Source organism: Caenibius sp. WL (genome assembly GCF_019803445.1).
Lineage (GTDB): Bacteria > Pseudomonadota > Alphaproteobacteria > Sphingomonadales > Sphingomonadaceae > Caenibius.
This window is the reverse complement of sequence record NZ_CP081844.1, coordinates 1,273,761-1,299,777: the sequence shown is the minus strand read 5'-3', so window position 1 is coordinate 1,299,777 and position 26,017 is coordinate 1,273,761. Positions and strand designations below refer to the sequence as shown.

At 64.2% G+C, this 26,017-nt stretch carries 21 protein-coding genes; 8 read left to right on the top strand and 13 right to left on the bottom strand.

Annotation, left to right across the window (positions count from 1 at the left end; translation table 11 throughout):
- Window positions 1–20 precede the first annotated feature (20 nt).
- Window positions 21–2,429, bottom strand: coding sequence for a TonB-dependent receptor (locus tag K5X80_RS06025; RefSeq protein ID WP_222559939.1), 2,409 nt, complete (start codon window positions 2,427–2,429; stop codon window positions 21–23).
- 459 nt (window positions 2,430–2,888) lie between these two features.
- Between K5X80_RS06025 and K5X80_RS06020 the strand changes: the two genes are divergently transcribed.
- Window positions 2,889–4,481 (top strand): class I adenylate-forming enzyme family protein, encoded by a 1,593-nt coding sequence (locus tag K5X80_RS06020; RefSeq protein WP_261390654.1) that lies wholly within the window; start codon window positions 2,889–2,891, stop codon window positions 4,479–4,481.
- Window positions 4,482–4,675: 194 nt separating this feature from the next.
- On the opposite strand, the gene K5X80_RS06015 is transcribed toward K5X80_RS06020, so the two are convergent.
- Genes K5X80_RS06015 through K5X80_RS06000 form a run of 4 tightly spaced genes read right to left on the bottom strand, consistent with a single transcriptional unit; the run spans window position 4,676 to window position 8,378 of the window.
- Window positions 4,676–5,278: an EthD domain-containing protein gene (locus tag K5X80_RS06015; protein WP_222559938.1), complete on the bottom strand. Its 603-nt coding sequence runs from the start codon at window positions 5,276–5,278 to the stop codon at window positions 4,676–4,678.
- A gap of 6 nt (window positions 5,279–5,284) precedes the next feature.
- Window positions 5,285–6,223: a methylmalonyl Co-A mutase-associated GTPase MeaB gene (meaB, locus tag K5X80_RS06010; RefSeq protein ID WP_222559937.1), complete on the bottom strand. Its 939-nt coding sequence runs from the start codon at window positions 6,221–6,223 to the stop codon at window positions 5,285–5,287.
- Entirely contained in the window at window positions 6,223–6,651 is a 429-nt protein-coding gene (locus tag K5X80_RS06005) for a cobalamin B12-binding domain-containing protein (RefSeq protein WP_222559936.1), read from the bottom strand. The genes meaB and K5X80_RS06005 overlap by 1 nt, the downstream gene beginning before the upstream one ends.
- Before the next feature lie 5 nt (window positions 6,652–6,656).
- Window positions 6,657–8,378, bottom strand: coding sequence for a methylmalonyl-CoA mutase family protein (locus tag K5X80_RS06000; RefSeq protein ID WP_222559935.1), 1,722 nt, complete (start codon window positions 8,376–8,378; stop codon window positions 6,657–6,659).
- A gap of 199 nt (window positions 8,379–8,577) precedes the next feature.
- Here K5X80_RS06000 and K5X80_RS05995 point away from each other — a divergent pair, with 199 nt between their 5' ends.
- Complete coding sequence (locus K5X80_RS05995) at window positions 8,578–9,447, top strand: helix-turn-helix transcriptional regulator (RefSeq protein WP_222559934.1); 870 nt, start codon at window positions 8,578–8,580, stop codon at window positions 9,445–9,447.
- Between the two features lie 93 nt (window positions 9,448–9,540).
- Here the strand turns inward: K5X80_RS05995 and K5X80_RS05990 are convergent, their stop codons facing one another.
- From K5X80_RS05990 to K5X80_RS05975, 4 genes are all read right to left on the bottom strand, one after another.
- Entirely contained in the window at window positions 9,541–12,141 is a 2,601-nt protein-coding gene (locus K5X80_RS05990) for a TonB-dependent receptor (RefSeq protein WP_222559933.1), read from the bottom strand.
- Window positions 12,142–12,544: 403 nt separating this feature from the next.
- Window positions 12,545–13,405 carry an SDR family NAD(P)-dependent oxidoreductase gene (locus K5X80_RS05985; protein ID WP_222559932.1) on the bottom strand — a complete coding sequence of 287 codons (861 nt, stop codon included), beginning with the start codon at window positions 13,403–13,405 and terminating at the stop codon, window positions 12,545–12,547.
- The gene (locus K5X80_RS05980; protein WP_222559931.1) at window positions 13,402–14,169 is read right to left on the bottom strand and encodes an SDR family NAD(P)-dependent oxidoreductase; all 768 of its coding nucleotides are present in this window, start codon (window positions 14,167–14,169) and stop codon (window positions 13,402–13,404) included. Before K5X80_RS05980 ends, K5X80_RS05985 begins: the two co-directional genes overlap by 4 nt.
- An 87-nt stretch (window positions 14,170–14,256) precedes the next feature.
- Window positions 14,257–15,339 carry an aromatic ring-hydroxylating dioxygenase subunit alpha gene (locus K5X80_RS05975; protein WP_222559930.1) on the bottom strand — a complete coding sequence of 361 codons (1,083 nt, stop codon included), beginning with the start codon at window positions 15,337–15,339 and terminating at the stop codon, window positions 14,257–14,259.
- 118 nt (window positions 15,340–15,457) lie between these two features.
- Here K5X80_RS05975 and K5X80_RS05970 point away from each other — a divergent pair, with 118 nt between their 5' ends.
- Window positions 15,458–16,303 (top strand): LysR family transcriptional regulator, encoded by an 846-nt coding sequence (locus K5X80_RS05970; protein ID WP_222559929.1) that lies wholly within the window; start codon window positions 15,458–15,460, stop codon window positions 16,301–16,303.
- A gap of 24 nt (window positions 16,304–16,327) precedes the next feature.
- Here K5X80_RS05970 and K5X80_RS05965 read toward each other — a convergent pair whose 3' ends face one another.
- Both K5X80_RS05965 and K5X80_RS05960 read right to left on the bottom strand, forming a co-directional pair.
- Window positions 16,328–17,401, bottom strand: coding sequence for a zinc-binding dehydrogenase (locus tag K5X80_RS05965; RefSeq protein WP_222559928.1), 1,074 nt, complete (start codon window positions 17,399–17,401; stop codon window positions 16,328–16,330).
- A complete protein-coding gene (locus K5X80_RS05960) occupies window positions 17,401–17,922 on the bottom strand; it encodes a nuclear transport factor 2 family protein (RefSeq protein ID WP_222559927.1) in 522 nt (173 codons plus the stop codon). Before K5X80_RS05960 ends, K5X80_RS05965 begins: the two co-directional genes overlap by 1 nt.
- Before the next feature lie 138 nt (window positions 17,923–18,060).
- Between K5X80_RS05960 and K5X80_RS05955 the strand changes: the two genes are divergently transcribed.
- Genes K5X80_RS05955 through K5X80_RS05945 form a run of 3 tightly spaced genes read left to right on the top strand, consistent with a single transcriptional unit; the run spans window position 18,061 to window position 21,495 of the window.
- Window positions 18,061–18,495 carry a nuclear transport factor 2 family protein gene (locus K5X80_RS05955; RefSeq protein WP_222559926.1) on the top strand — a complete coding sequence of 145 codons (435 nt, stop codon included), beginning with the start codon at window positions 18,061–18,063 and terminating at the stop codon, window positions 18,493–18,495.
- A gap of 55 nt (window positions 18,496–18,550) precedes the next feature.
- On the top strand, window positions 18,551–20,662 hold the full coding sequence (locus K5X80_RS05950; protein ID WP_222559925.1) for an oxidoreductase: 2,112 nt from the start codon (window positions 18,551–18,553) through the stop codon (window positions 20,660–20,662).
- On the top strand, window positions 20,659–21,495 hold the full coding sequence (locus K5X80_RS05945; protein WP_222559924.1) for a sugar phosphate isomerase/epimerase family protein: 837 nt from the start codon (window positions 20,659–20,661) through the stop codon (window positions 21,493–21,495). The genes K5X80_RS05950 and K5X80_RS05945 overlap by 4 nt, the downstream gene beginning before the upstream one ends.
- A 26-nt stretch (window positions 21,496–21,521) precedes the next feature.
- Here K5X80_RS05945 and K5X80_RS05940 read toward each other — a convergent pair whose 3' ends face one another.
- Together K5X80_RS05940 and K5X80_RS05935 are read right to left on the bottom strand one after the other, a co-directional pair.
- A complete protein-coding gene (locus tag K5X80_RS05940; protein ID WP_222559923.1) occupies window positions 21,522–22,916 on the bottom strand; it encodes a DUF1254 domain-containing protein in 1,395 nt (464 codons plus the stop codon).
- 134 nt (window positions 22,917–23,050) lie between these two features.
- The gene (locus K5X80_RS05935; protein WP_222559922.1) at window positions 23,051–23,761 is read right to left on the bottom strand and encodes an arylsulfatase; all 711 of its coding nucleotides are present in this window, start codon (window positions 23,759–23,761) and stop codon (window positions 23,051–23,053) included.
- A gap of 81 nt (window positions 23,762–23,842) precedes the next feature.
- On the opposite strand from K5X80_RS05935, the gene K5X80_RS05930 reads away from it, so the two are divergent.
- Both K5X80_RS05930 and K5X80_RS05925 read left to right on the top strand, forming a co-directional pair.
- Window positions 23,843–24,649 carry an SDR family NAD(P)-dependent oxidoreductase gene (locus K5X80_RS05930; protein WP_222559921.1) on the top strand — a complete coding sequence of 269 codons (807 nt, stop codon included), beginning with the start codon at window positions 23,843–23,845 and terminating at the stop codon, window positions 24,647–24,649.
- A 188-nt stretch (window positions 24,650–24,837) separates the two neighbouring features.
- Window positions 24,838–26,013: a sulfotransferase family protein gene (locus tag K5X80_RS05925; RefSeq protein ID WP_222559920.1), complete on the top strand. Its 1,176-nt coding sequence runs from the start codon at window positions 24,838–24,840 to the stop codon at window positions 26,011–26,013.
- Window positions 26,014–26,017 lie beyond the last annotated feature (4 nt).

Genomic DNA, 26,017 nt, shown 5'->3' with positions numbered 1-26,017 from the left:
CCGGCAGCCCAAGGGGAAGATCAGAAGCTGATCTTGGCGTCGATGCCGTAGCTGCGCGGCTTCTTGAACGTCGCGCCCGCGAAACCGAGCGCGCCGAAATCGATCCCGTAAGTCAGGGTCTTTTCGTTCGTCAGGTTGTCGCCCCACACGCCGATTTCCAGCATGCCGCCACCCACGGGGATCTCTTCGACCGAGAAACGCGCCTTGAGATTGTCATCCGCGGGCGACTTGATGTTCTCGTTGAACGGCGTCGTCGCGTTGAGCGCGTTGAAGTACATCGACGAGCGGTAGGAATAGTCCACCCGCAGGCGGGCCAGCGGGCCGCCCAGATCGTGCACATATTCGCCCCCGATCCGCGCCGTCCACTTGGGCGTGTAGATCGGCTTGGCGACATCGGCGACGTTATCGACCACATCGGTATAGGGATCGCGGAACATGAAAGTCTTGTACTTCGTGTCCACGTAACCCACCGACCCATCGATGGTGAGGCCGTCGACCGGCATCAGGGTCGCTTCGGCTTCGAAGCCCTTGAGCTGCACTTTGCCCGCGTTGACGATCAGCGACGTGGCGCCCTGCATGCCCGCAGCGAATTGCTGGACCTGCAGATCGTCGTAATCGGTCAGGAACGCGGCGAAGTTCAGGCGCAGGCGGCGGTCGAACAGTTCGGACTTGATGCCCGCTTCATACGACATCGCCTTTTCCGGCTTGAACGTGTTGATCACGCCCGCACGGGGATTGATCCCGCCGGAGCGATATCCCGTCGATGCACGGGCGTAGACCATCACATCCGGCGTCACCTTGTAGGATGCCGAAACCAGCCAGGAGAAGTTGTCGAACGAGGTCTTGCCGCGCTGCACCGGGTCGATGTCGCCCCCCAGCCATGCGGTCTTCTTGTCCTTGGTGTAGCGGGCGCCGACCGTCAGTTCGAACTTCTGGTCGAGCGCGGACGGCTTCCAGCTTACCTGGCCGAATGCCGCCTTGGATTCGGACGTGCCGCCGAATGCCTGCAACGGATTGAGATTCACGCCGATCTGCGCAACCCCCGGATTGGCGGCGATCAGCGCATCCTGATCCGCCTGCGACATGAAGCCGTAAGCCGCCAGATAGCCCACCGGCACCACGCTGGTCAGCGACTGGTGGTTATATTCGGAAGCCTTTTCCTTGAAGTAGTACAGGCCGCCGAGATAGCTGAAATCGCCCGAGCTGCCGAGCAACTGCAATTCCTGGCTGAACTGGTGCTGCTTCTGCGGCGCGTTGTTGCCGGTGTACGGAATGACCGACTGGACCGAAGTCAGAGTGGGCGAGGAAGGATCGTAAACCAGCCCTTTCAGTTCGCCGTTGCCGCTCAGGTTCAGGATCGTGTCCTGGTAGAACTTGCGATAGCCGGTGATCGATTTGATCGTCAGCGCATCCGACGCTTCATAGGCGAGCGTCAGGCTGTGGCCCTGCACGCGCGTTTTCGAGCCGTAGCGGTACTTGCCGTTGCGATCGACGAAGCCGGCCTGCTGCACGGTGCCCTGGCGATCCGGGCTGACCATGAACGGCGCGCCGCCCAGGCTGGCCGACTGGCCGAAGTAGGCGGCATATTCCGGCGTCGTGGCGACGAGCTGGAAGAAGCCCGGCGTGCCGGTGCGGTAATCGTAGTCGAAGCCGTAGTTGACGGTCAGCTTGCCCAGATCGGCCTGCAGTCCGACAGCGACCGTGTCCGCCTTGACCGCGCCCGGATCCTGCGAACCCTTGGTCAGCGTGTTGTTGACGAAGCCATCCGCCTCGCGATGCTGCGCCGAGACCGACAGCTTGAACGGCGAATTGCCGATATAGCCGGTGTCGACACGGCTGCGGACATACCATTCATCGAAATTGCCGTAACCGGCCTTGGCGGTAAGATGGAAATCGTCGCTCGGCTTCTTCGAAACGAGCTGGAGCGCGCCGCCGATGGTGTTGCGGCCGAACAGCGTGCCCTGCGGGCCGCGCAGCACTTCGACGCGTTCGAGATCGAGCAGGTCGAACACCGCACCCGCCGAACGGGCGAGATAGACGCCGTCGAGATAGATGCCCACGCCCTGTTCCGACAGGGCGGACGGTTCCTGGTTGCCGATACCGCGGATATAGACGGTTGCCGCCGAAAGGCTGGACGGCTGCTTTTCGATCGTCAGGCTGGGGGCGAGACGCGGCAGGGCCGTGGCGTCGTTGAAATTCTGGCGTTCCAGAAATTCGCCCGACAGCGCGGTGACGGCCACCGGCACCGATTGCAGCGATTCATTGGAACGGCGCGCGGTGACGACGATATCCTGCAGGCCGGTCGAGCCGGTCTCCGCCTGCGGGGCGGGCTCGGCGGCGGTGCTGGCGCCAGCGTCCTGTGCGTAGGCTGCCTGCGAGAAACCCAGCGCGGCCAGGCTGGCAGCGCCCAAAAATACGAAATTTTTCATGAAAACCTCCCTGAAGGTCTTTGTCTGCTTGATATTCGCGGGCTCTTAGGAGCGCGGGGCGAGAATGCAAAACCACAGCCGCCGCTGCCGCGACGAAACGTGCATGGATGCGTCTCGATAGGTTTGAATGTCCGAACGGGTTCTGTCAAATGTGGCATTTAAACCACACTCAATGGCCGTTTTCGGCCAGTTACGGGGGAAACCAGCCTCGCCCCGTTCGCGATCCGCCGCTTCCCGTGCGCATCGCCGTCATGCCCGTTCTGTCCACCGGCACAAGATCGATTTTCCTTAACCCTGACGGTATTTCATCGCCCCATGCACGGAGGTCTTGCCAACGGGCAGCAAATGGACGCAAGGGATTCGTGATCGCACAAGCCAGAACAGATGCCCGCCGGTGTTCGCGCTACGCAAAGGCGCAATAGACCCCAGGCGGGCGACGATTTGCGGAAAGAGGATACGATGGAATACCAGTCTTGGGCCGATGGCATGCGCTATGAAACGCATCACGGCCGCGTGGTGCTGTCCCATGCGGAGCGGCCGTCCCATATCGCTGCGATGTTCGATGAAGCGGTGGCCCGGCGCGGCGGCGAAATCGCCATGGTCGATGGCGATCTGCGACTGACTTACGCCGATGTCGCCGACCGGGCGGATCGCTGCGCCACCCGGCTGCTCGGCCTCGGCATCAAGCCGGGCGACCGTGTGGTGATCCTGCTCGACAACCGCGCGGACTATATGGTGTTGCTGATGGCAACGGCCCGGATCGGGGCGATCTGCGTGCCCGGCAACATCCGCCAGCGCGCTCCCGAAACCGCCTATGTGCTGAACGACTGCACCGCCGCCGCGATCATCTACGAAGACGATCTGGCCGAGTACCTGCCCGCCGCCGCCGATACCCCGAGCGTGCGCCGCTGGCTGCCCTATTCGGTGGAAGCCGCCGCCTGGGGCGAAACCGCGGCGGACGTGGCCGCCATCGCCGCATGCGGCACGGTGCACGAAGACGATCCGTTCTGCATCCTCTATACCTCCGGCACCACGGGCAAACCCAAAGGCGCGGTGCTGACGCATTTCGGCCTGATCACCAACACCATCGGCACACAAAACCACCTCCGCCTGCGCGATGGCGATGCGATGGTCCTGTCCGTGCCCGCATCGCACGTCACCGGAATCGAATTGATCCTGCTGACCGCGATCCGGATCGCAGGCAAAGTCGTGGCGCAGCGCGGCTTCAAGGCGCGGGCTTTCCTCGAAATCGCGGAACGGGAAAGGATGAGCTACGCCATCATGGTCCCCGCGATGTACAAGTTGTGCCTGCTCGATCCGGACTTCGCCCGCTTCGATCTCAGCGCATGGCGGGTGGGCGCGTTCGGCGGCGCGCCGATGCCCGAAGCGACGATCGCGGAACTGGCCGAGCATTGCCCGCAACTGACGCTGGTCAACATCTACGGGGCGACCGAGACATCCTCCCCCGCCGTGATGATGCCGCTGGGCGAAGGGCGCGAGCGGAGCGATGTGGTCGGCCGCGCGCTGCCCTATGCGGAAATCATCGTCGTCGACGATGACGGGCGGCAGGTCCCGCCGGGCGAACAGGGCGAAATCTGGATCGCCGGGCCGATGACGATCCCGCAATACTGGAACAACCCCGCAGCAACGGCGGCGGGCTTCACCGGCGGATACTGGCGTTCGGGCGATATCGGCGTGATGGACGCCGAGGGATACCTGCGCGTGCTCGATCGCAAGAAGGACATGATCAACCGGGGCGGCTTCAAGATCTATTCGGTCGAAGTCGAAAACACGCTGATGGCGCACGATGCCGTTACCGAAGCCGGTGTCGTCGGCCGTCCGTGCGAAGTCTTGGGCGAACGGGTGGTCGCGTTCGCAGTGGCCCGCGACGGGGTGACGAGCGAGGAACTGCGCAATTTCTGTGCGGCCAACCTGTCGGATTACAAAGTGCCCGATCAGGTCCATGTCGTGGAAGGGCCGCTGCCGCGCAACCCCAACGGCAAATTGCTGAAAACCGCGTTGCGCGACTGGCTGGCCAACTACCCGGTCTGACAGGCGGGGCGGCGGCAATCAGGGAAAGCGCGCCGGGTTCACCGCCGCGCGCTATTCCGCTTTGCCTGCACCCGTCTGAATGGCTATCGCAAACCTCGGCCTATACGCGATGGCCCGGCCATGCCGTCGGCGCGCGTCCTGCGACAAGTTCAGGACAAGCGAGACGGCATTGCCAAACGATCCATCCCTTCCGTTCAGACCCCGCCCGCCAGCAGCTTGCCCGCCGGGGTTTCCTCGCGCCGGACACGCAGGCGCGTCACTTCCAGCCCGACCGGGGCCGTGGCATCCACGCCCACAGGCAGCCAGAGAACCGCGCGCGCGGGGAAGCCCGGTTCCTGCCACGATGTCGCGAAATCGACCGAAACGCCGGGATGTTCGCCCCCCAGCCGCCCGGCCCAAGCCAGCACTTTGCCGCGCATCGACGTATCGTCTTCCTCCCAGTCGAGCAGCCATGCCTGCCGTTCCGAAGGGATCGGGTCGCGCTGCTGGGAAAAGACATGTTCTTCCGCGCTGGCGGGCGCAGTCTTCGACTGGTCCATGAACTTCAGTTCATCGGCGCGCATGATGTCGCCCACCGGGCCGCTCATCAGCGCAGCCGCAGCCTTGATATCGCGCGCCCAGAATTCGGTGATCGTGTCGAAGCCGAAATTCTCGTTATCGATCAGGTGATTGCGGACATAGCGGGTGAAAGGAAAATGCTGGCAGCCCAGCGGGGCATGGTTTTCCTCATAATAGGCCTGGAATGCCTCACGCGTGGAACCGGGCTTGTGCACCATCGCACAGATGCTCTTCGTCATGCCTTGCTATCCTTCCTGATCCAACCCTCCCGTCAGCCGTTCTATGGCGCTGTACGGGTCCAGCCTGCGGGCTTCGACATCATCCAATAAGGAATCACCCGCCCGGGCGCGGGCCACTCGTGCCAGCCTTTCGCGCAACAAGGCAAGCACTTGTTCGCGCTCCCTCAATCCGGAACGCAAAGCGAACCCGCCGGTGCCATCGAGATGGGCCCTATGCGCCGCGATCGCATCAGCGATTTCCGCCGCGCCTTCGCCCGCGCTGGCCACGGCGCGCAACAGCGGCGGGCGCCAGTCCTCTTCCGGCCGCGCCTGTTCGCGCAGATGCAGCATCAGTTCGAACTGCCGCCGCGTGGCTTCGTATCCGTCGCGGTCGGCCTTGTTGACGACGAAAATCTCCCCCGCTTCCAGAATGCCTGCTTTCACCGCCTGCACTTCATCCCCCAGCCCCGGCACGCCGACGATGATCGTGGTATGGGCGAGATTGACCACGTCGATCTCGTCCTGCCCCACGCCCACCGTTTCAACGATCACCGCATCGAAGCCCATGGCATCGAGCACGAGACAGGCATCATGGGTGGAGCGCGACAGGCCCCCCGCCGCCCCGCGCGTGCCGATGGAGCGGATGAACACGCCGGGGTCGAGCGTGTGGCGCGCCATGCGCACCCGGTCGCCCAGGATCGCGCCGCCGGTGAACGGACTGGACGGATCGACGGCGACCACCCCCACCCGCTGCCCCCGCGCGCGCAATGCGCCCACCAGCATATTGGTCAGCGTCGATTTGCCCGCGCCCGGCGGGCCGGTGATGCCGATCACATGCGCGCGGCCGGTGTGCGGGAAAATGCGCTTGATGACTTCGGCCCCGCGCGGATCGCCATCGTCCAGCCAGGTGATCGCACGGGCGCCGGCGGCGATCCTGCCCGCCAGCACATCGGCAGCAATTCCCATCAGACGGTTTCAGCGGCCTGTCTTTCCGCCCACCATTCTTCGAGATAGCGCACGATATCGCGCGTGTCGGTGCCCATGGTGAAGATCTTGCCGACCCCTGCCTCCAGCAGGAACGGCCGGTCCTCCTCCGGGATCACGCCGCCCGCCAGCAACAGCTTGTCCTCCGCCCCCGCCTCTTTCAGCAGGCGGGCGAGCCGGGGCAGATTGCGGGTATGCCCGGCGGACAGCGTGGAAATCCCCACCACATCGACATCTTCCTGAATGGCGGCGGCCACCACCATTTCCGGCGTCTGCTTGAGCCCGGTGAAAATCACTTCCATCCCCGCCTCGCGCAGGGCGTGGCCGATGATCGTGATGCCCACCGTGTGCGTATCCATGCCCAGCTTGGCCAGCAGCACCCGCAAGCGGCGGCCCGAATGTTCGCGCATGGCCGTCATACCCCCGAAAGCTGGCTGTCGGGCGTGTGGACGCCGAACACATCGCGCATGGCGTTGCACAGTTCGCCATGCGTCGCATAGACTTTCACCGCTTCGAGGCACGGCGGCACGAGGTTTTCGCCCTGGCGCGCGGCCTGCCGCACTTTTTCCAGCGCCGCCTCCACCGCCGCGGAATCGCGCCGGGCGCGCAGATCGCGGACTTTGGCCGCCTGCTCATCCTCCATCGTTTCGTCCAGCCGGAAGATTTCGATCTCGCGTTTGTCTTCGGGCAGGACGAGATGATTGACCCCCACCCACTTGCGGCGGCCCTGCTCCAGATCCTTGTTCCGTTCGTATTGTTCGCGGCCCAGCGCGCGCTGGAAATAACCTTGCTCGATCGCTTTGGTCGCTCCGCCCATGGCGAAGATTGTGTCCATTTCGGCAAAGGCGGCGTCTTCGATCTGTTTGGTCAGCGTCTCGACATAATAGGAGCCGGCCAGCGGATCGATGGTTTCGGCCACGCCCGTTTCATGGGCGACGATATGCTGCAGGGCCGCGCCGACGCGGATCGCATCCTCCGCCGGAAGCGCATGGGCTTCGTCATAGAGCGGGGTCGTCATCGCTTCGCCCGCGCCGCCCAGCGCGCAGGCCGTGGCCATGATCGCCAGCCGCCCGATATTGTTGAGCGGCTGCTGCAAGGTCAGGGCGATGGTGGTGGGCGAGGTCATCATCCGGATCTTGAGCGCTTCGGGCGTGGCCGCGCCGTACCGCTCCTTCATCAGCCGCGCCCAGCATTTGCGGAAAGCGCGGAGCTTGCAGACCCCCTCGAAGAAATCCATGTCGACGTTGACGACGAAGTGATTGAGATAGGGGGCGATCTCGTCAATCGTGAAGCCGCGCTCCAGCGTCGCATCGATATAGGCGCAGGCGATGGCGAGGCTGAAAGCGATTTCCTGCACCGGGTTGGCCTTGGCCGGTTGCAACTGCGCCGAAATGATCGACAGCGGCGCCCAGTTCGGATGGTTGCGGATGATATATTCGATGCAGTCCGTCGCGATGCGCAAGCCATGTTCGGGCGGATAGATATAACGCCCGACGCAGGTGTATTCGATCAGGATGCCGTTCACGATGTGGAGGACGAAATCCTGCGGATCGACGCCCTTCTTCTCCAGCTCGGCGATAATCATGGCGAGGTTGACCGGCTGCGGCGCGTTGCACACGCTCATCAGGTAATGCAGCTTGTCGAAAGGGAGATCGAACGCCGCTTCCAGATCTTCCAGACTGTCGAGCGCCATCCCCGCCCGGCCGACTTCGCCTTCCACCATCGGATCGTCGCTGTCATAGCCGTTGGTGGTGGCCAGATCGTATTCGAGAATCAGGCCGGAAAGCCCCTGATCGAGCATGTAGCGCGCCCGCTTCGACCAGTCCGCCCCTTTCCCGAACCCTGTCACCTGCGTCATCGTCCAGTAAGCCGAGCGGTGCCCGTTGGGGCGGGTCGACCGGGTGTAGGGATATTCGCCGGGGAAGCCGAGATCGGTGCAATAATCGAACCCCACGGCCTCCAGATCGGCGGGGGTGTAAAGCGGCTTGACCGGCCAGCCCAGCGCCTGAGTGGTAAAGGCATCGCGGCGTTCGGGATTTTGGGCGACGAACGGCGCGCGGGTCTGCGCTTCCCAGCGCTCCGCTTCGGCCAGAATATTGTCGTTGGCGGCGACGAAGGCATCGATCGGCTTGTTCACGTGCGGACCTCCGGGTTTTCGCTTCCGCGTATCGCTCCCCCTTGCCAGCGGTCATGCTGCCGGGGCGCGGTTCGCGGAAGCTCCTCTCTTCGCGGCGAAGGTACGCCCGCCCGCCCGCTTGCCCAACGGCTTTCCTGACACCGCACACGCTTTACAGCATGATATCGCAATATTCCGCATGATCTGATAAGGGCGGTTCATGCCCGCCATCCCGATCCGCGACGCGCAACGGCTGCCCGATCTGGTGATCCGCAGGATCGCTTTGCCCGATGCCAGCGTGGAACTCTGCGCCTTTCCCGAAGTGCTGGCGGAAACGCTGGTGGTGACCGAGGAGGAAGACGTGCTCTCGCTCGGCCTTTCGCCGCTGCTGGGCGGCGCCGAAGGGCGCATGGCGGGCGACAGGCGGATACCGTTCGCCCGCTTCGGCGCGATGGGCTTCCGCCCGGCGGGCATCCCCATGGAGATGCGCATCGATGGCGGCGCGTTCCACACGATCCGCTGCCGCTTCGCCCCGGGCACGATAACCGGGGCGCTAGGGCGCGCGCCGCTCAACGATGCGCAGCTTGCCGCATGCTTCGATATCCGCGTGCCCGCGATCGAGGAGGCGATGCTGCGGCTGGCGGGCGAAGTGAACCGCCCCGCACCGGACAGCCCAGCACTGGCCGCCGCACTGGTGGCAACCATCCTGATCGATCTGGCCCGCTATCTCGCCGATGCGCGGCGGCAGGCGGAACGGCGCAAGGGCGGATTGCCCCCGCGCCTGATGCGCCGCGCGCTGGCGCTGATCGACCGGCCCGGCCAGCCGCCCACGATTGCCGAACTCGCCATGGCCTGCGGGCTCAGCCGGTTCCACTTCATGCGGTGCTTCAAGGAAACGGCGGGGATGAGCGTGGGCGCCTGCATCGCGGAAGCACGCGTGACTCGCGCCAAGGCTCTGCTGGCGGCCGACGATCTCCCGCTGGCCGCGATTGCGCGGGAACTGGGCTATGCCGGTTTGCCCGCCTTTTCCGCCGCTTTCCGCAAGGCGGCCGGCCGTTCGCCCGGTGCCTACCGCGCGCTGATGCGCTGAGCCCATACAAGCTGACGGCCCGGCTCCTGATCGGAACCGGGCCGCCATCCCCCTGCAACCGGGCCACAGTGTGGCCCTGCCCAAGCGGGATGCTTATTTTTCGCCGCCGAAGCGGTAGGTCAGGCGCATGCCGTACATGCGCGGTTCGCCGTACATCGTCGACCAGTAGAGCAGGCTGCCCGTCTGATAGACGTCGTTGTTGCTGATCCGGTAGGTCTTGTTGGTGATGTTGGTGCCGAACACACCCAGATCGAACCCGCTGCCCGCGATATTCTTCCAGTCGATCGAAGCATTGAGCGTGCCATAAGGTTCCAGAACGGCACCCGGCTGGTTCTTCGCCAACTGCACAGCTTCGGTATTCTGCTTCGATGTGTGCGAATAGTTCACGAAGAAAGCCAAGGCCCCCATATCGCCCAGATCATAGTCGTATGAAGCGTGAACGCTCCAGATATAGGGCGAGACATACTGGAAATCGAGGCACGACGAATCTGCAATACCCGTGCCGCCCAGATAAACCGGATTGACCTGTCCATTGCAGGCTTCCGCAGGCTGATTCACCACATACTGGTACTTCTTATATTTGGCGTCGGTGTAGCTGAAGTTGCCGCCCAGCTCGAAACCGGGGAAGGGACGAACCGACGCTTCCAGTTCGATACCCTTGATCCGCGCATCGGCGTTGAGCGTACGCGCCCCGGCCGCATTGCTTCCCGGATTGTAGTCACCCGTGGCGCGTTGCAGCCCCTTGTATTCCACCTGATAGAGCGAACCGTTGAAGCGGAACGGCACATCGCCGAGATTGAAGTCGGACTTGAGACCGATTTCGTAGGATGTGACCTTTTCCGGGTTGAACGTGCGGGTGTTGTCATACACCGCATAGGGGTTGAACCCGCCTGCCTTGTAGCCATGGCTGACTTTGGCGAAGACCATCACCCTGTCGGTGACTTTGTAGTCAAGCCCAATCAGCCAGGTCGGCGCCTTGGTCTTCAACGTCGCCGAGAAATAACAGTTGTCATACGCGTCGGCAAACGGGGTATCCATATTGTTGTAACCGCAAGCGTATGATCCTGGAGGAGCGTTCTTGTTCCGGCTAACGTTGAACTGGCTCGCGAAGCCTTTGATCGTATCCCAGGTGTAGCGATAGCCCGCCGTGAGCCGCAGCCCATCCAGCGAAGGCGTCGCCGCGCCGAGATCCAGCGTCGCCTGCGCGTAGAGCGCTTTCGATTTGCTGGCCACGCCGGAATAGAGATAGCCGGGCGAGCAGACGGTGATGTCGCCAGTGGAAACCGCGGGACAATAATTCATCCCACGGCTGAGCTGTGTGCCGACCGGCTTCTGCTCGAAGTAGAATCCGCCGACCGTCCAGGTCAGCTTGCTGTCGAGCATATCGCCCTGCAATTGCAGTTCTTCGGTGATCTGCTTGAAATCGTCGCGGCTGCGTTCGGTCGCACCGGTTGCGTTAGTGTAGGTAATCGGCGTTCCGATCCCCGGCAGGAACGCTTCGCCCGGCCCCGGCAACCTGCCCGGATCGTTATCCTGCTGTTGCAGCACGGTGGCATCGCCATCGTAGCGATATTTCAGCTTCATCCGTTGATAGCTGAAGATATTGCGCAGCTTGATCTCATCGCTGAGTTCGATGTCGGTGGTGTTGCTGATGCCCCATGCCTTGGTCTTCTGCATCGTGTCGATGGAGAAAGCGGTCTTGCGGTTGCCCAGCGCCTCCGCCTTAGCCGTAGCGGCACGATAAACATCGCATGAGTAACCTCCCAAAGCGCTGTAAGGGCCTTCCATGCACAAGCCTGGCTTCCCCGGCCCTGCTGCATTGATCAGCCCATTGATATTGAAGCCCTTATGGATCAGGCCCGCGCCGTTGTTGCTCGACTTGGTGTAGTAAGCCATCGTGTAGTTTTCGACCGTATCGGTCGGGCGGAACGTCACCCCGATGCGGCCGGTGTACCAATGTTCGTTATCGCGATCCTTGTTCCATTGCACATCGCGGGTGTAGCCGTCGCGATCGTGGAACGCGCCCATGACGCGGACCATCAGCTTGTCGTCCACGATGGGCAGGTTCACCGCGCCTTCGACATAGCGGCGATCGTAATTGCCGATTTCGCCCTTGATCCAGCCGCCGAATTCGTTGGTCGGCTTCTTCGGCACGATGAGCACCGCGCCGCCCGTGGTGTTGCGGCCGAACAGCGTGCCCTGCGGCCCGGCGAGAACCTGGAGGTTTTCGATATCGATAAACTGGCCGGGGGCGCCTTGCTGGCTGAGGCTGATGGCCGAAGGCACCGGCACTTCGTTCATGTACATCACCACGCCCGGCGATGCCTGGAAAGTCGAGCCCTGCCCGCGCAGCGTGAACGACATCGTTTCACGCGAACCCTGCCCGTTCGGCCCGACGACCAGCGAAGGAACGCTGGCGGCAAGGTCCTGCGCCTTGGTGATGCCCTGCTGTTCCAGCCGTTGGGGCGAAAGCGCGGTGATCGCGATCGGCACGTCCTGCGCGCGTTCCTGGCGTCGGTTCGCGGTCACGATGATTTCGCCGATCCCGGTCGGCACGGCCGCTTGCGGTTGCTGCTGCGGCGCATCCGCCGACTGCGCGGCGGCGAGCCCCGGCATGGCCAGCGCGCCGATGGCGGCGCCAGCACAGAGCCAGCGATTGAACCCGGCCCGGTCGTTGCTACGAGCATCAGTCATCATGGATCTCCCTACACCCTCTCGTATCAGAGGCCCCGGCCACGAAGCGCCAAGGCGATTTCCAGCAATCCGCACCTGGATTGCGAAATTCTGTACTTCCCATGGGCCTCATCGCAGGCCCTTCTTTTTATCGTCTTGTTATTTCAGGTGAACGGCTTTGCGGAAAATTCGTACCCGGTCGCTGCGCCGCCCACTGTTCAAGGTCTGCATCCAATTGTTATGCCGCGCAACAATGTAATCGGCCCACACCGGAAGAACGGCGGCCCCCATGCGACTTGCCCGGCCGCAGTGACATTTCGGCCACAATTGTTTAACGGGCAGACAAATGGCCCGGCCCCATGGAGGGACCGGGCCATCGCTATCGTGGCCACCCGGCAACGCCGGATGGCGTACCACAACAATGTCAGGCGATGATCGCCGGGTGCGGAATGCGCGGGTCGCCCAATTGCGAGCGCCACGACATCGGCTGTTTCCCATCCACATCGGTGATGCCGTACTTCAGCGCGATTTCGGCGGTAATCACCGTCTGCCCGTTCAGTTCGGCCAGATCGGGATCGTTGTACATCGCGTCGATCACTTTGCCGTTGAATTCCGGCGTTTCGGCCACGGCGAGAATCTGTTCGTACTGCTCAGGGCTTTCCTCGGCGGCGCGGGCGCTACGCTCCGTCGCCAGCATGCCCATCCACAGCGACACGGCGGCAACGCCCGTCTCGCGGAAATCGACCCCCATATCGGCGGCGAACTTGTCCACCCCGGCCTTCTGCGCGCCATAGGCCGCGCCGTGCATGTAACAGACCGACCCGAACGACGAGGTGAAGACGATCAGCCCGCGCCCCTGCTTCACCATGATCGGCGCCGCATGCCACGAAGCGATGTAATTGGACCGCAGGCCCACATCGAGCAGGCCGACGAGATCGATCGACTTTTCCCAGAACGGGCCCGGCTTGATCAGATCGTCATGCAGCGCGGCGGCGTTGTTGACGAGGATATCCAGCCGCCCGCTTTCGTTCTGCACGCGTTCGAACAGCGCCGCGATCTGCGCGTCGTCGGCGTGGTCGACCTGCACCGCGATCCCTTCGCCACCCGCATCGGTGACGGCCTGCGCGGCCGAGCCGATCGTGCCGGGCAACGCGGCATCGCCTTCGTTGAGCGTGCGCCCGGTGACATAGACGCGGTAGCCCTGTTCACCCAGCGCGCGGGCGATCCCCCGCCCCGCGCCGCGGCTGGCGCCCGTGACGATGGCGACCTTGCGATCCGTACTCATACTCCAAAACCTCCTGAAATCGAGATCGATTGACCCGTGGTGTAAGCGCCTTCATCGGACGCAAAATAGACGCAGGCATGGCCGATTTCCTCGGCCGTGCCCCAACGCTTGAGACATAGCAGCTTGTGCGTGTTGTCGATCCAGCGCTGATCGATCTGCCCCTGCCGGGTCAATTCGTGCAATTGCCCCGCATCGATCACTCCCACGCGCACCGAATTGGCGCGGATGTTGTAGCGACCTTCTTCCTTGGCGATGCCGCACACGATCTGCTCGTTCGAAGCCTTGACCGCCACCGACAGGCCATCGCGATTGGCCCACATGTCATGCCCCGCCGAACCGAGCGTGACGAAGCTGCCCCCGCCCCGTTCGCGCATATGCGGCAGCGCGGCCTGCACCACCGCGAGGAAGCCGTGCACTTCCACTTCGAAAGCATGGCGCCATTCGTCCATCGGCGTGGCGGAGAGATAGCGCTGATTGACCAGCGGCCCGGCGGCCCAGATCACCGAATGGATGCGGCCATGTTCGGCGATCGCCGCATCGATCGCCGCCGCGATAGATGCCGGATCGGTTACGTCGGCGGCATGAACGCTCGCCTTGCGGCCCACCGCGCGGGCCTGCTCCGCCACCTCTTCGGCAGGTTCGCGGCGCGTGCGATAGATCACCGCGATATCGCTGCCCCGGGCGGCAAACACGCCGGCAATGCCGCGCCCAATGCCGCCGCTGCCCCCGAAAATCATGGTGCAGCCTGTTGGAAATGTCGCCATATGCTGTCCTCTCCCGGACCCCATACGCAAACCGGCGCGATACGGCAAATGCCGCACCGCGCCGGTCTGTCATTGAAATCAGGCGGTTCAGGCAGCCTTGCTGCCGGGCCGCTTGTCCATCGTCACATAGAGGCCATCCGAACGCTTCTGCAGTTCGGGGGCCTTCTCACGCGGGTTGAAGAACTGCTTGTACCACAGGCGAACCTTGCCGTACGGGCCGTCCGCCGGAATGGCCAGCGGGTTGAGGCAGGCGCGCTTGTTCGCCCAGATTTCGACGTCCTGCGCGAAAGCGAGGCGGCTGGCTTCCTGATACGCAAGGGCATTGGCGCGATCTTCATCGGTCGTTTCGCGCGAACCGTCATGCACCTTGACCATCAGCGCGTGCCACGAACGCGAAAGGCCGTCTTCGATCGGGGTGTTGGAAATCATGATGAAGGAATCGAACGCCCCTTCCATTTCCGACTGGAGGAAGCCCGGGCCTTCGTACCACGTGTCGAGCACCAGTTGGTCGCCTTCATCGGCGGTCAGCGTGCGGTGGCCCGCGCTGTAGTACTGGTGGACGATGTGGCCCATGCATTCGTTGGCGAAATAGGTGAAGTCCTTCGCGCCATGGATCGGAACGAAGTGGCCGAGATCGGCCATGTTATCGACGATTTCGATGCCGTGGACGTTGAGATCACCCATGAAGTCGATCTTCCATTCGACCCAGCCCGGTTCGCCATAGTGGCCGCCGAAATTGGGCAGATCATATTCGGGTTCGAGCCCTTCGGGATCGTGCCACATCCACACGATGCCGGCGCTTTCCACCACATGATAGTGTTGCAGCTTGGCCGCCTTGGGGACGAAGTTTTCCGAATAGGGGATATGGTTGCACTGGCCATCGGGGCCGAAGCGCCAGCCATGGAACGGGCAGCGGATCGATTCGCCCTCGACGTGTTCGCCATCGAGCACGATATACGAAGTCGAGTTCTTGGCGAGGTGCGCACCCATATGCGGGCAGTAGGCATCGGTCACATAGACTTTGCCCGATTCCCCGCGATACATCACGAGATCCTTGCCGAAATAACGCATCGACGTCGGCGTGCGGGTGGCATCCGTCGCCGGGGCGATCATAAACCAGCCACGCGGGAAATCGAATTCGCCGAGGCCGTATTCCTTGCTTGTTGCCATAATGGTATCTCCCGAAAGCTGCCGTTATACGGCCCTTAGCATGAACGTATGATAAGCGAAAATCCGCCGTTTGGCGAAGCCTCTTGCGCTGCACACCATTTGTGCAAATATGCACGTCATGGAATGGGGCGATCTCAAGGTCTTTCTCGCCGCCGTGCGCACCGGCTCGTACACCGCCGCCGGGCGGCTGCTGGACATCAACCGCACCACGGTCGGGCGGCGCATCGATGCTTTGGAAAACGCTTTGGGTGTCAGCCTGTTCCAGTACACGCCCAACGGCCCGGCCCCCACGCGCGAAGGGCAGGACCTGCTGGCCACCGCATCGCTGATCGAATCCGAAATCGACACGCTGCTGGCCCGGATGAAGCTGCCGGGCGAAGCGCCGGAAACCATCCGCATTGCCAGCAGCGGCGGCCTCGCCAGCGAATTCATGGCTGAACTTGCCCGGTTCCAGCGGCAGGAAACGCGCGCGGTGATCGAACTCCTGAGCGAAAACGATCCGCTCGATTCGGTGACTCAGCGCCGTGCCGATCTGGCCATCGCGCTGGTCCGCGTCCCGCCCGTGCGGCTGACGGGGGTGCAGGTGGCCACGCTTTCCCAAGCGCCCTATGCCCGGCGCGACGGAGGCGACAATCGCGTGCTCGGCTGGGGGCACGAAATCCAGACGGCGGTGCCCGGCCAATGGACGGTGGCCAATCCTTCGGGCGAAACGGCGGAGGAAGCGGGCGTGCCGCGTTTCAATTCATGGCAGCAGCTCAAACAGGCGGTGCTCGCCGGAATGGGGGAGGCATCGCTATGGTGCTTCGCCGCCGATGCCGAACCCGCTCTGCAACGGCTGGCCGAACCCGATCCGCGCCACGATTATCCGCTGTGGCTGCTCCACCGCACGAAATCGCCGCCGGGCCCTTCGCTGCGCAAGCTGATCGCGTTTCTGGAACAGGCGCTGCGCGAGCGGCTGGGGTAATCAAACCCCACGCTCCCTTCCCTGTCAGATCGTATGATCGAGCACCGCGCGGGTGACCTGGCCGGTGCGCAACGCTTCCATCGCATCTTCCACTTCGGCCAGCGGCCAGACGCGGGTGACCTGCGAGGCGATTTCCAGTTTGCCCTGCTGCGCCAGGCGGATCAGTTCGGGATAGTCCCGTTCGGGTCGCGTGCCGCCGGCCATCATCGCCACGATTTCGCAGCCCGACACCACCTTGTCGAGCGGGAGAGCGGCGGTCGAACCGAACGCGGCCATGCCGATCAGCACCACCCGGCCCCCGCGCTTGACCCCCAGCAGCGACGCCTCGATCGCCGAGGGCGCACCGCAGCATTCGACCACCACATCGATGGGATCGAACGCTTCGCGCATCCGCCTGGCTAGATCCCGCGCACTTTCGCCCCGCTGCGACAGGAGGAAGGCGTCCGCGCCGAAGGAACGGGCGACCGCTTCCTTGTCCGGGTTCATATCGACGGCGAGCACCGTGGCGCCGGCCAGCTTGGCCCCCTGGATCGCGTTGACGCCGATTCCGCCGACGCCGATCACCATCACCCGATCGCCTTCGCGCACTTCGCCCAGCACGCAGGACGCGCAATAGCCGGTGGAAACCGCGCAGCCGATCAGCGCGGCCTGTTCGGGCGGCAGATCGCCGGTGGCGTAAAGCTGGCTGGCCTTGACCACCGTTTCCCCGGCGAACGAGGAGACATTGGCGAATTTGCCCGTGGGCTTGCCGTCCCACGTGAACGGATTGTCGGAGACATAGCCCCAGTTGATATCGCAATTGGCGGGCGTGCCGCGCTGGCATTCGCGGCATTCCCCGCATGGCGTCTGCGTGCCGATCATCACCGCGTCGCCCACCGCCCATTCGGTGACGCCGGGGCCCACTTCGGCCACCACGCCCGCCCCTTCGTGGCCCAGCACGATAGGGACCTGAACGCCGGGGATTTCCATCATGTTCATGTCGCTGTGGCACAGGCCGGTGCGCAGCACGCGCACTTTCACTTCGCCTTCGCGCGGCGCACGCACTTCCAGCGCATCGGTGACAACCAGATTTTGCCCGTCCCAGACGATCCCGCGCATCACTTCTCTCCCAATCCGGCCAGCAGCGGCAGCGACCACGAAGGATCGCCGCGATCCGCCCGCCCCATCGCCGCATCCCCGCTGAGCTGCGCGAAGGATGTTTCATCGACATCGCGGATCACGCCGTGATCGAAGACCAGCGAGCGGTGGAGGAATTTCCACGCCCCGTCACGCCGCGCGTATTTGTCGAGATAGCGGCCATAGACGATATACTCCTTCCGCTCCGGCGGGTGCGTGCGGTGATAGGCGCGGGCGTGATGTTCGCCTTCCGCATAATCGCCATCGACCACGATCAGGCTGTTGGAAATGCTGTGGATCGTCAGTTCCCATGGCGCCATCGCCCGCGGCAGCCAGGCGACGAAATCATCGGGATTGCCTTTGAACATCGATCCGTGATCGTCGATCGCATCGTCGTGATAGAGCGCGCGGACCAACGTGAAATCGCGCCGGTCACACCCCCGGCAATAGCGCATCACCAGATCCCTGATAGCCATCTGGTCGAGCAGGGTCCGGTCGGTCATCGTTCTCTCTCCGATTGCATGCGCCCCGTCTTGTCAGCTACAGATTCCTTCGTGAATCGAAAAGCCTCGGGCTGGAACGCGTAATAGGTCGCGATGGGTCGTTACGCAAATCCACAAACGAGCGGGAGAGCAATCGCAATGACCGCAACCGCGCCGGAACCGGCGGGCATGAACCCTGGCGAAAGCGCCGCCGCACTGGCGCGGCAGGCGCAGATGAAGGCCACGCTGCAAGCCTATGTCGACCGCATCAATGCGGGCGATGCCGCGGGCGTGGCCGCGCTGTTCGCCCCCGGTGCGGTAATCGAAGACCCGATCGGTTCGCCGCTCAAGACCGGCGCGGACATTCCCGCCTGGTTTGCCGATACCGTCGCTTTCGGCACGCGGATCGAACCCGTGGCCCCGATCCGCGGATCGCACGGCGACGAGGCCCTGCTGGTGTTCGAAGTCACGTTCACCCCGCCCGGCGGCACGCGCATGCGCATCCGTTCGGCCGATGCCTGCACGTTCGACGAAGCCGGGCGGATCACCAGCCTGCGCGCGTTCTGGGGGCCAGCCGATATCGAACCGGCCTGACCTGCCCACCACTACCCAGCCGGAACACCGGCCCTTTGGAGAGGAATCCCACCCCATGAGCAGCAATTTCCCCACGCTCACCAGCCCCAAGCGTATCGGCACGCTGGAACTGCCCAACCGCATCATGGTCACCGCCATGGGCGTCAGCCTCGCCAATGAAGATGGCACGGTCAGCGACCGGCTGATCGATTACCATGTCGCCCACGCCAAAGGCGGCGCGGGGATGATTATCATGGGGGTGACGGGCGTCGCCTGGCCGGTGGGACAGGTCCAGCCCAACCAGACGGCGATTTCCGACGACAGGTTCCTGCCCGGCCTGACCCGCCTTGCCGAAGCGGTCCATGCGGCGGGCGGGCGGATTGCCGCCCAGCTTCACCACGGCGGCCTCGTCGCCGGATATTCGGGACAGTACGGCCATCCGCTGTGGGCCCCGGCCATCCCGCCCGCGTTCAAGGGCGATTTTCCCGATTACTTCCTGCCCGAGGAAATGGCCGCTTTTGCAGGCGGCGTGGTGCCCACGGTCAAGCCGCTGGAGAAGGAGGATATCACTCTCGCCATCCGCCAGTACGCCGAGGCCGCCGTGCGCGCCAAGAAGGCGGGCATGGACGGCGCGGAAATTCATGGCGGGCATGGCTATCTGCTGTCCTCGTTCATGTCCCCGTCCACCAACACGCGCACTGACGAATACGGCGGCAGCCTCGAAAACCGCGCCCGCCTGCTGCTCGAAGTCGTGCGCGCCGTGCGCGAGGCCGTGGGGCCCGATTTCCCTGTGTGGGTGAAGCTCGATTCCCGCGAAATCGGCAAGGCCGTGGGCATCACGATCGAAGACGCGGAAAAGGTCGCCCCCTGGGTCGAAGCGGCAGGGGCCGATGCGATCACTGTCACCGCCTATCACGATGTCGGGCAGGGCAAGCTCCATTCCGGTTCCAACATTCCGCACGAACCGGGGATGCATCTCGAATTCGCCGAGCGGATCAGGAACGCGGTGTCGATCCCGATCATCGGTTCGGGCCGGTTGGAACTGGACATGGCGGAAAGCGCGCTGCGCGATGGCAAGATGGATTTCGTCGCCATGGGCCGCAAACTGCTGGCCGATCCCGATCTGCCGCGCAAGGCCGCTGCGGGGCGCGAGGCCGATATCCGCCCGTGCATCTATTGTTACACCTGCGTCAGCACCGCCTATGTCCGCGAACCGGTGCGCTGCGCCGTGCGGCCGGAAACCGCATTGGAAGGGCAGAACTGGCAGCCTTCCGCCGATGTGCAGCGGATCGTCGTTGTGGGCGGCGGCCCCGGCGGGATGGAATCGGCGCGCCGTCTGGCCCATGCGGGCAAGGACGTGGTGCTGATCGAAAAATCGGCCCGCCTCGGCGGCACGCTGCAATTCGCCGGGCTGGCTTACGAGCCCAACGAACGGCTGCTCAACTGGCTGCGGCGGGAAGTCGAAGGTGCCGGTGTCGACGTGCGGCTGAACACCGAAGCGACGGTGGAACTGGTCCAGTCGCTTCACCCCGATGCGGTGATCGTCGCCACCGGCGCGGTGCGCGACATGCCGCCGATTCCGGGCAGCGATATGGATCACGTGCTGTCGGGCGATGATATGCGCGCGCTGATGCTGGGGCAGGATTCCGAAGCCCTGAAACGCAAGACGAGCTGGACCACCCGGCTCGCCACCAAACTGGGCGCGGCAACCGGCGTCACCGCCAATCTCGATGTGGTGCGCAAGGCCACCCATGCGTGGATGCCGCTGGGCCAGAAGATCGCCATTATCGGCGGCGAGCTGGTGGGCATCGAACTGGCCGAATTCCTCCAGGAACGCGGGCGCGAAGTGACGGTGATCGGCGAAGCGGAAAAGTTCGGCGGCGGTTTGCTGCTGGTGCGCCGCATGCGCATTCTGGCCGAACTGAAGGAACACGGCGTGGGGATGTATCCGGGCTCGCGCGATATCGCTTTCACCAAACAGGGCGTCACTTTCACCGACCGCGAAGGGCAGACCCGGCAGGTCCCCGCCGATCACATCATCGTCGCCATGGGCGCGCACGGGGATTCGACGCTGGCGAACAGCCTGCGTGCGGCGGGTCTCAACGTGCTCGAAGTGGGGGACGGCACCGGCGTCACCTATATCGAAGGCGCCGTGCGCGGCGCTGCGGAAGCGGTCGCCTCGCTATGACGGCAGCCCCCGGCACCGCCCCGCCCTTCTGCCTCAACGGCTTCAACGGTTCGGTCTTCACCGGTCAGAAGGAAGACCTGCGCGGCTGGATCGACGCGGCGGCGGCGGCCGGGTTCGCGTTCTACGGGCCGGATTTCTTCACGCTCGGCCCGTGGATCGAACAGGGCGGCGATCCGGCGGCCCTTGCCCGCCACATGCGCGATGCGGGCGTCGGCTGCGGCGTGATTGCTGCGGCGGGCATGCTCGACGGCAATCCGCAGGCGCTGGCCACGCTGACGCGCGCCGCCGACGTGGCGGATGCGCTGGGCGCACGGTTTCTCCAGATCAATATGGACGGCCCCGATCCCGCCACCCGGCAGGCCGCGCTGGAACAGGCTTGCGAGGCACTGGCCGGGCGCGGGCTCAAGCTGGCTATCGAATACATGCCGACCACCGGCCTCAATTCCCTGGCCGAAACGGTGGCGCTGGCCCGCCATGTCGGCACGGACCGCGCCGGGGCGATGATCGATATCTGGCACCACACGCATGGCCCGGATAGCTGGGACGATCTCGCCGCGGCCCCGGCCGATGCCATTGCCTATATCGAACTGGACGATGCCCTGCCCCCGGTGGGCGGCGATCCTTTTGTCGAAATGATGGACCGGCGCACCTTCCCCGGTGAAGGCGTGTTCGACGTGCCGCGCTTTCTCTCGCTGATCGCAGGCACGGGCTATGCCGGCATGGTCAGCATCGAAGTGCTCAATGCCGAATGGCGGGGCAAACCGCTGCCCGATTTCGCCCGCCACTGCTTCGCCAGCAGCGCCGCATTCTGGCCGGTACCCTCATCCACCTGACCAGAACGCGGCGTGCCTCTCTTCCTTTACGGAAGCGGCTCGATTGCGGGGAGCGTGTACTGGCCTTTCAGCACCGCTTCACCCGGCTGATAGATGCGGAAAGTGAGGAAGAACGGGCCATCGTTCACCGGCAACCAGTTGACATCCTTTTCCGTAGGGCGATCGCGCTGGACGCGCAATTCCAGCGCCCCGTCGGCCCGCTTCCTGAGATCGGGCATCCGTTCACTGATGCCGTAACGCTTGTTCGGGTTCGGAATCAGGTCGACCGTGCGCAGGTCATAGGCATTGATCGCCCAGAACGCATTGTTCGGCGGCATCTGCCCCGCCGGGAACACGATGCGGTAGCGCCTGGTGCCGACAAGCTGGTTGCCTTCCCCATCGGTCAGCGCCGAAGGATAGACCGATTCCGCCGCGATATTGGCCAGGATGCCGTGCGCTTCGGTAATCGCGCGGGACAGATAATCGTGGCCATAAGGCCCCTGCCCCGAACCCATCGGGCTCCATCCCTTGAACTGCGGCGTCGCGCGCGGGGCGCGTTGCAGAATGGCGTTGCCATCGGCCACCGCGCGTTCGAGCCCCTGCCGGGTGCCGGGCGAAAGCTTTGCCTCGTCAAAGCTGACATTGGGCCCGAACCCCACCCTGTCGAACTGCGCCATCAGCGCCTCTTCCCCCGGCAGGCGCGGGTTGGTGCGCAGGAAGGCGTTGATGAAGCGGAAGGCGGATAGCGAGGTGAGATCCGCCGCCACCGGATAATCGCGCCGGGCCGAAGCCGCCGGTGTCGCACTGCCGAGCTTGAACTGGCGCATCAGCTTGCTCGCGGCGGGGAAATCCTTCGGCCCTTGCACCAGCACGCGGCCGAGAATGTAGGCCTGATGCGTACGCATGCGGATAAGCTGCACCCCGGCCGGAACATCGCCTTTCCAGTCCGGCCCCACGACTATCAGCCGCTGCGCCCCGGTGCCGGTGGTGCGCCGCCCGGTGTGCTGCACTTCGGAATAGAAATCGGCGAATGTGAGCGCGTAATACCGGTCATGCGTATCGGGCGCATCGACCGTGACCGGCCCTTGCGACAGGTCCAGCCAGCCGGTGAAATAGATCGTGTCCGTGTTCGGCCCTCGCCCGGCATAGAGGCTGCCAGGTTCGACCAGCGCGTTCTGGAAATAGACGGCGTTAACCGGGGCATAGACACCTTTGGGATCGAGCCCCGGCGTGGTCTGTTCGCGCATGATGCGCATGTAATCGAGCGCGGGATAGCCGTAGATATAGCCCTGCAATCCGGCGGCATAGGCCAGCGCTTCATCCCGCTGGCTGATGATCTCGGCCGCGCTGGGCATTGCAGGCGGCATGGCCGCAATCGCAGGCGATCCGGCCACCGGCAGACACGCCGACAGCGCAGCAAGAAACGCGAATTTCGATTTCATCTCAGCCCCACCCCTCTCCGGCCCCTCTTCAGTGGGCCCATGCATTTATCGCGAGTGGTATCTGCTCGGCAAAAACTCTACAAGTGTACTTGGGTACAGTTTTTCAACTTTCCGACAGGGGTCCCATGCCGCGCTTATGCCGCCTGCCGTTCCACCAGCCGGCGCAGCTTGCGCACGGCGGCATGCGGGGTGGTCAACACCGGCTCGGCCCGGCTTCGTGCCACCAGCGGCGCGGCGCGGGCCATCGAAAACTGCCCGATTATCACCGCATCGACCGGGGGAATCGTGGCCGCCGCTTCGGCAATCAGCCTATCATGCGCGGCCCCATCGCCTGCCTGCAACGCGGACAGGGCGCCATCGGCCACCACCCCGGCGATATCCGGCACCGGCTGCCCCCGCTGCGCCGCGATGGCGGCGATTTCATCGGTCAGCGGCGCCAGCGATCCGGCAAAGCTGAGCAGGATGGCCAGCCGCCCCGCACCGCCGCCCGCGCGCGCCGCGCAGATATCCAGCGCTTCCTCAAAGGCCCCTTCGTTGGGCGAGATCACCGGGATCGGCAGATCGGCCTTCACCCGATCGATTGCCGGGCGGAACGCCGAACAGGTGAACATCACGCCCGCCAGGCGCGCCGTGCCATCCGATGCGGCCGCGGCATAGCGGCCCAGCGCCAGGAACCGCACCACGATATCCGGCGTGATCGCCCCCAGCGCGGCCAGATCGCCGGCGAGCGAATCGTCGATTAGGTTGTGGTAGCGCGCCTGCGGCCACTCCTCGTCCATCGCCGCCATCGCGGGGCCCGGCGATTGGGCCAGCGCACTGATCAAAGCTATGCGGGGGTGCGGCATCGTGGCTAGTTCCTTCGCGGCAGAGGCAGCCGTTCCCGGCCCGGCCCGAACCCACATCTACAAGAGAGGATAGAGAGCGCAATGTTAAGACTGGACGGGAAAATCGCCCTGGTCACCGGCTGCGGATCGAGCGCGCCGGGATGGGGCAACGGCAAGGCGATCACCACTTTGCTCGCCCGGCAGGGGGCAACCGTGATGGGGGTCGACCGCGATCTGGCCGCGGCCGAAGCGACCCGGGCGGTGATCGCGGAAGAAGGCAACGCGTTGCATGTCGCCGCCTGCGATGTCACGGACAAGCAGGCGGTCGCGCAGACGGTTGCCGATTGCGTGGCGCGGTTCGGCAGGCTCGATATTCTCGTCAACAATGTCGGCCAATCCGAACCCGGCACTCCGGCCACCATGGAACCGGAGGTGTGGGAACAGCAGCTCGATCTCAATCTGACCAGCGCCTTCCTCACCACCCGCAATGCCCTGCCGGTGATGGAAGCGCAGGGCGGCGGCGCCATCGTCAACGTCTCGTCCGTGGCGGGGATGCGCTGGATCGGCAAGGATCAGGTCGGCTATGCCGCCGCCAAGGCGGGACTGATACATTTCACCAAAGTGACGGCGGTCGCCTATGCCAAGGCCGGGGTGCGGCTCAATTGCGTGGTGCCCGGATTGATGAACACCCCGCTGCTGAAACGGATTGCCGACCGCTACGCCGGGGGCGAATACGAAGCGATGATGGCCCGCCGCCATGCGCAGGTGCCGATGGGGCAGATGGGCGATGCATGGGACATCGCCCACGCGGTGCTGTTCCTCGCTTCGGATGAAGCGCGTTATATCACCGGCACGGAAATCGTCGTCGATGGCGGGCTGACCGCATCCACCGGCGGCCCGCCGCTGTGATGCCGGGGGCCTACGGGCCCTCTGCCGCTGGGGCGGTTCGCGCCATCCGATCGCGATGCCGGGCCCACTCCCGATGTATGGCCTGAATAGGGAATTTTGTCCTTCTCGCGATGATCCGGCCGGGAAAAGCGTATTGCAGCGGTGTGCGCCCCTCTCTACACCTCGCCGCAAGCTGAAGTGAGAGGACCATGGCCAGCACTGCCGACGAAACCCAGACACCCGCTTTCGACCGCGAAAATCTTCTGGCCCAGGCCCGCGAACGCGCCGGGCTTAGCGATTTCGGAGACATGTGGTTCCTTGAACCGATGGATCAGTTCATCGCCTCGGCCAACCGGGAAGCCAAGCTGACGCCGATCGGCTTCGCGGGGCAGACCGAAGTCATCGTCAAGGGGCTGACCAGCCGCCTGCGCATGATCGAGGATATCAAGCGGCACCCCGAAATCCTCGACGAAAAGGTGGAGGTCGCCGGTGTCATCCTCGGCCTGCCGCGCACCGGCAGCACGATTTTTCATCGCCTGCTGGCCGCCGCCCCCGGCATGACCGCGATCCGCTGGTACGAAGTGCAGAATTTCGCCCCCTTCCCGGGCGAAGAACCGGGCAACCCGGCCGAACGCCGCGCCTATGCCCAGGCGATGATCGACGGCTGGCTCGAACTGTCGCCCGAACTCAATTCGATCCACCCGCTCGACCCGGAAGCGCCGGACGAGGAAATCATCATCCTCGGCCAGATGTTCGTCAGCACGATGGTCGAAGGGATGACTTTCTGCCCCAGCTTCACCCGCTGGCTCGACACCTACGACCAGTCGAAAGGGCACGAGGAACTCAAGACGATCCTCAAATACCTGCAGTGGCAGGACCCGAGCCGCCGCGGCAAGAAGTGGATTCTGAAAAGCCCGTCCAACCTGCCCTATGCGGAACTGGTCGCCAACGCCTTCCCCGATGCGCTGCTGATCATGACGCATCGCGATCCGCTGGACGTGGTGCCGTCCTACGTCAGCATGGAAGCCGCGCTCTACAAGCTCAGCTCCGATCTCACCGACAAGGAAGTGGGCGAATTCTGGTTCCAGCGGCTGGCCGGATGGATGCGCAGCTTCATGGCGGCGCGCGCGCGGATCGGCGAGGATCGCTTCATCGATATCGATTATCGCCAGGTCGCCAAGGAACCGCTGGTGCAGGCCGAACGCGTGCTTTCGCGCATCGGCATCGAACGCAATGCGCAACTGGAAGAAGCGCTGACCGAATTCCTCGCCGGCAACCGCCGCGAGCAGCGCCCGGCGCATGAATATTCGCTCGAACGGTTCGGCCTCGACGAGGAGGCTATCCGCCGCGAATTTGCCGAGTACCGCGCCCGCTTCATCGCCTGAGGCA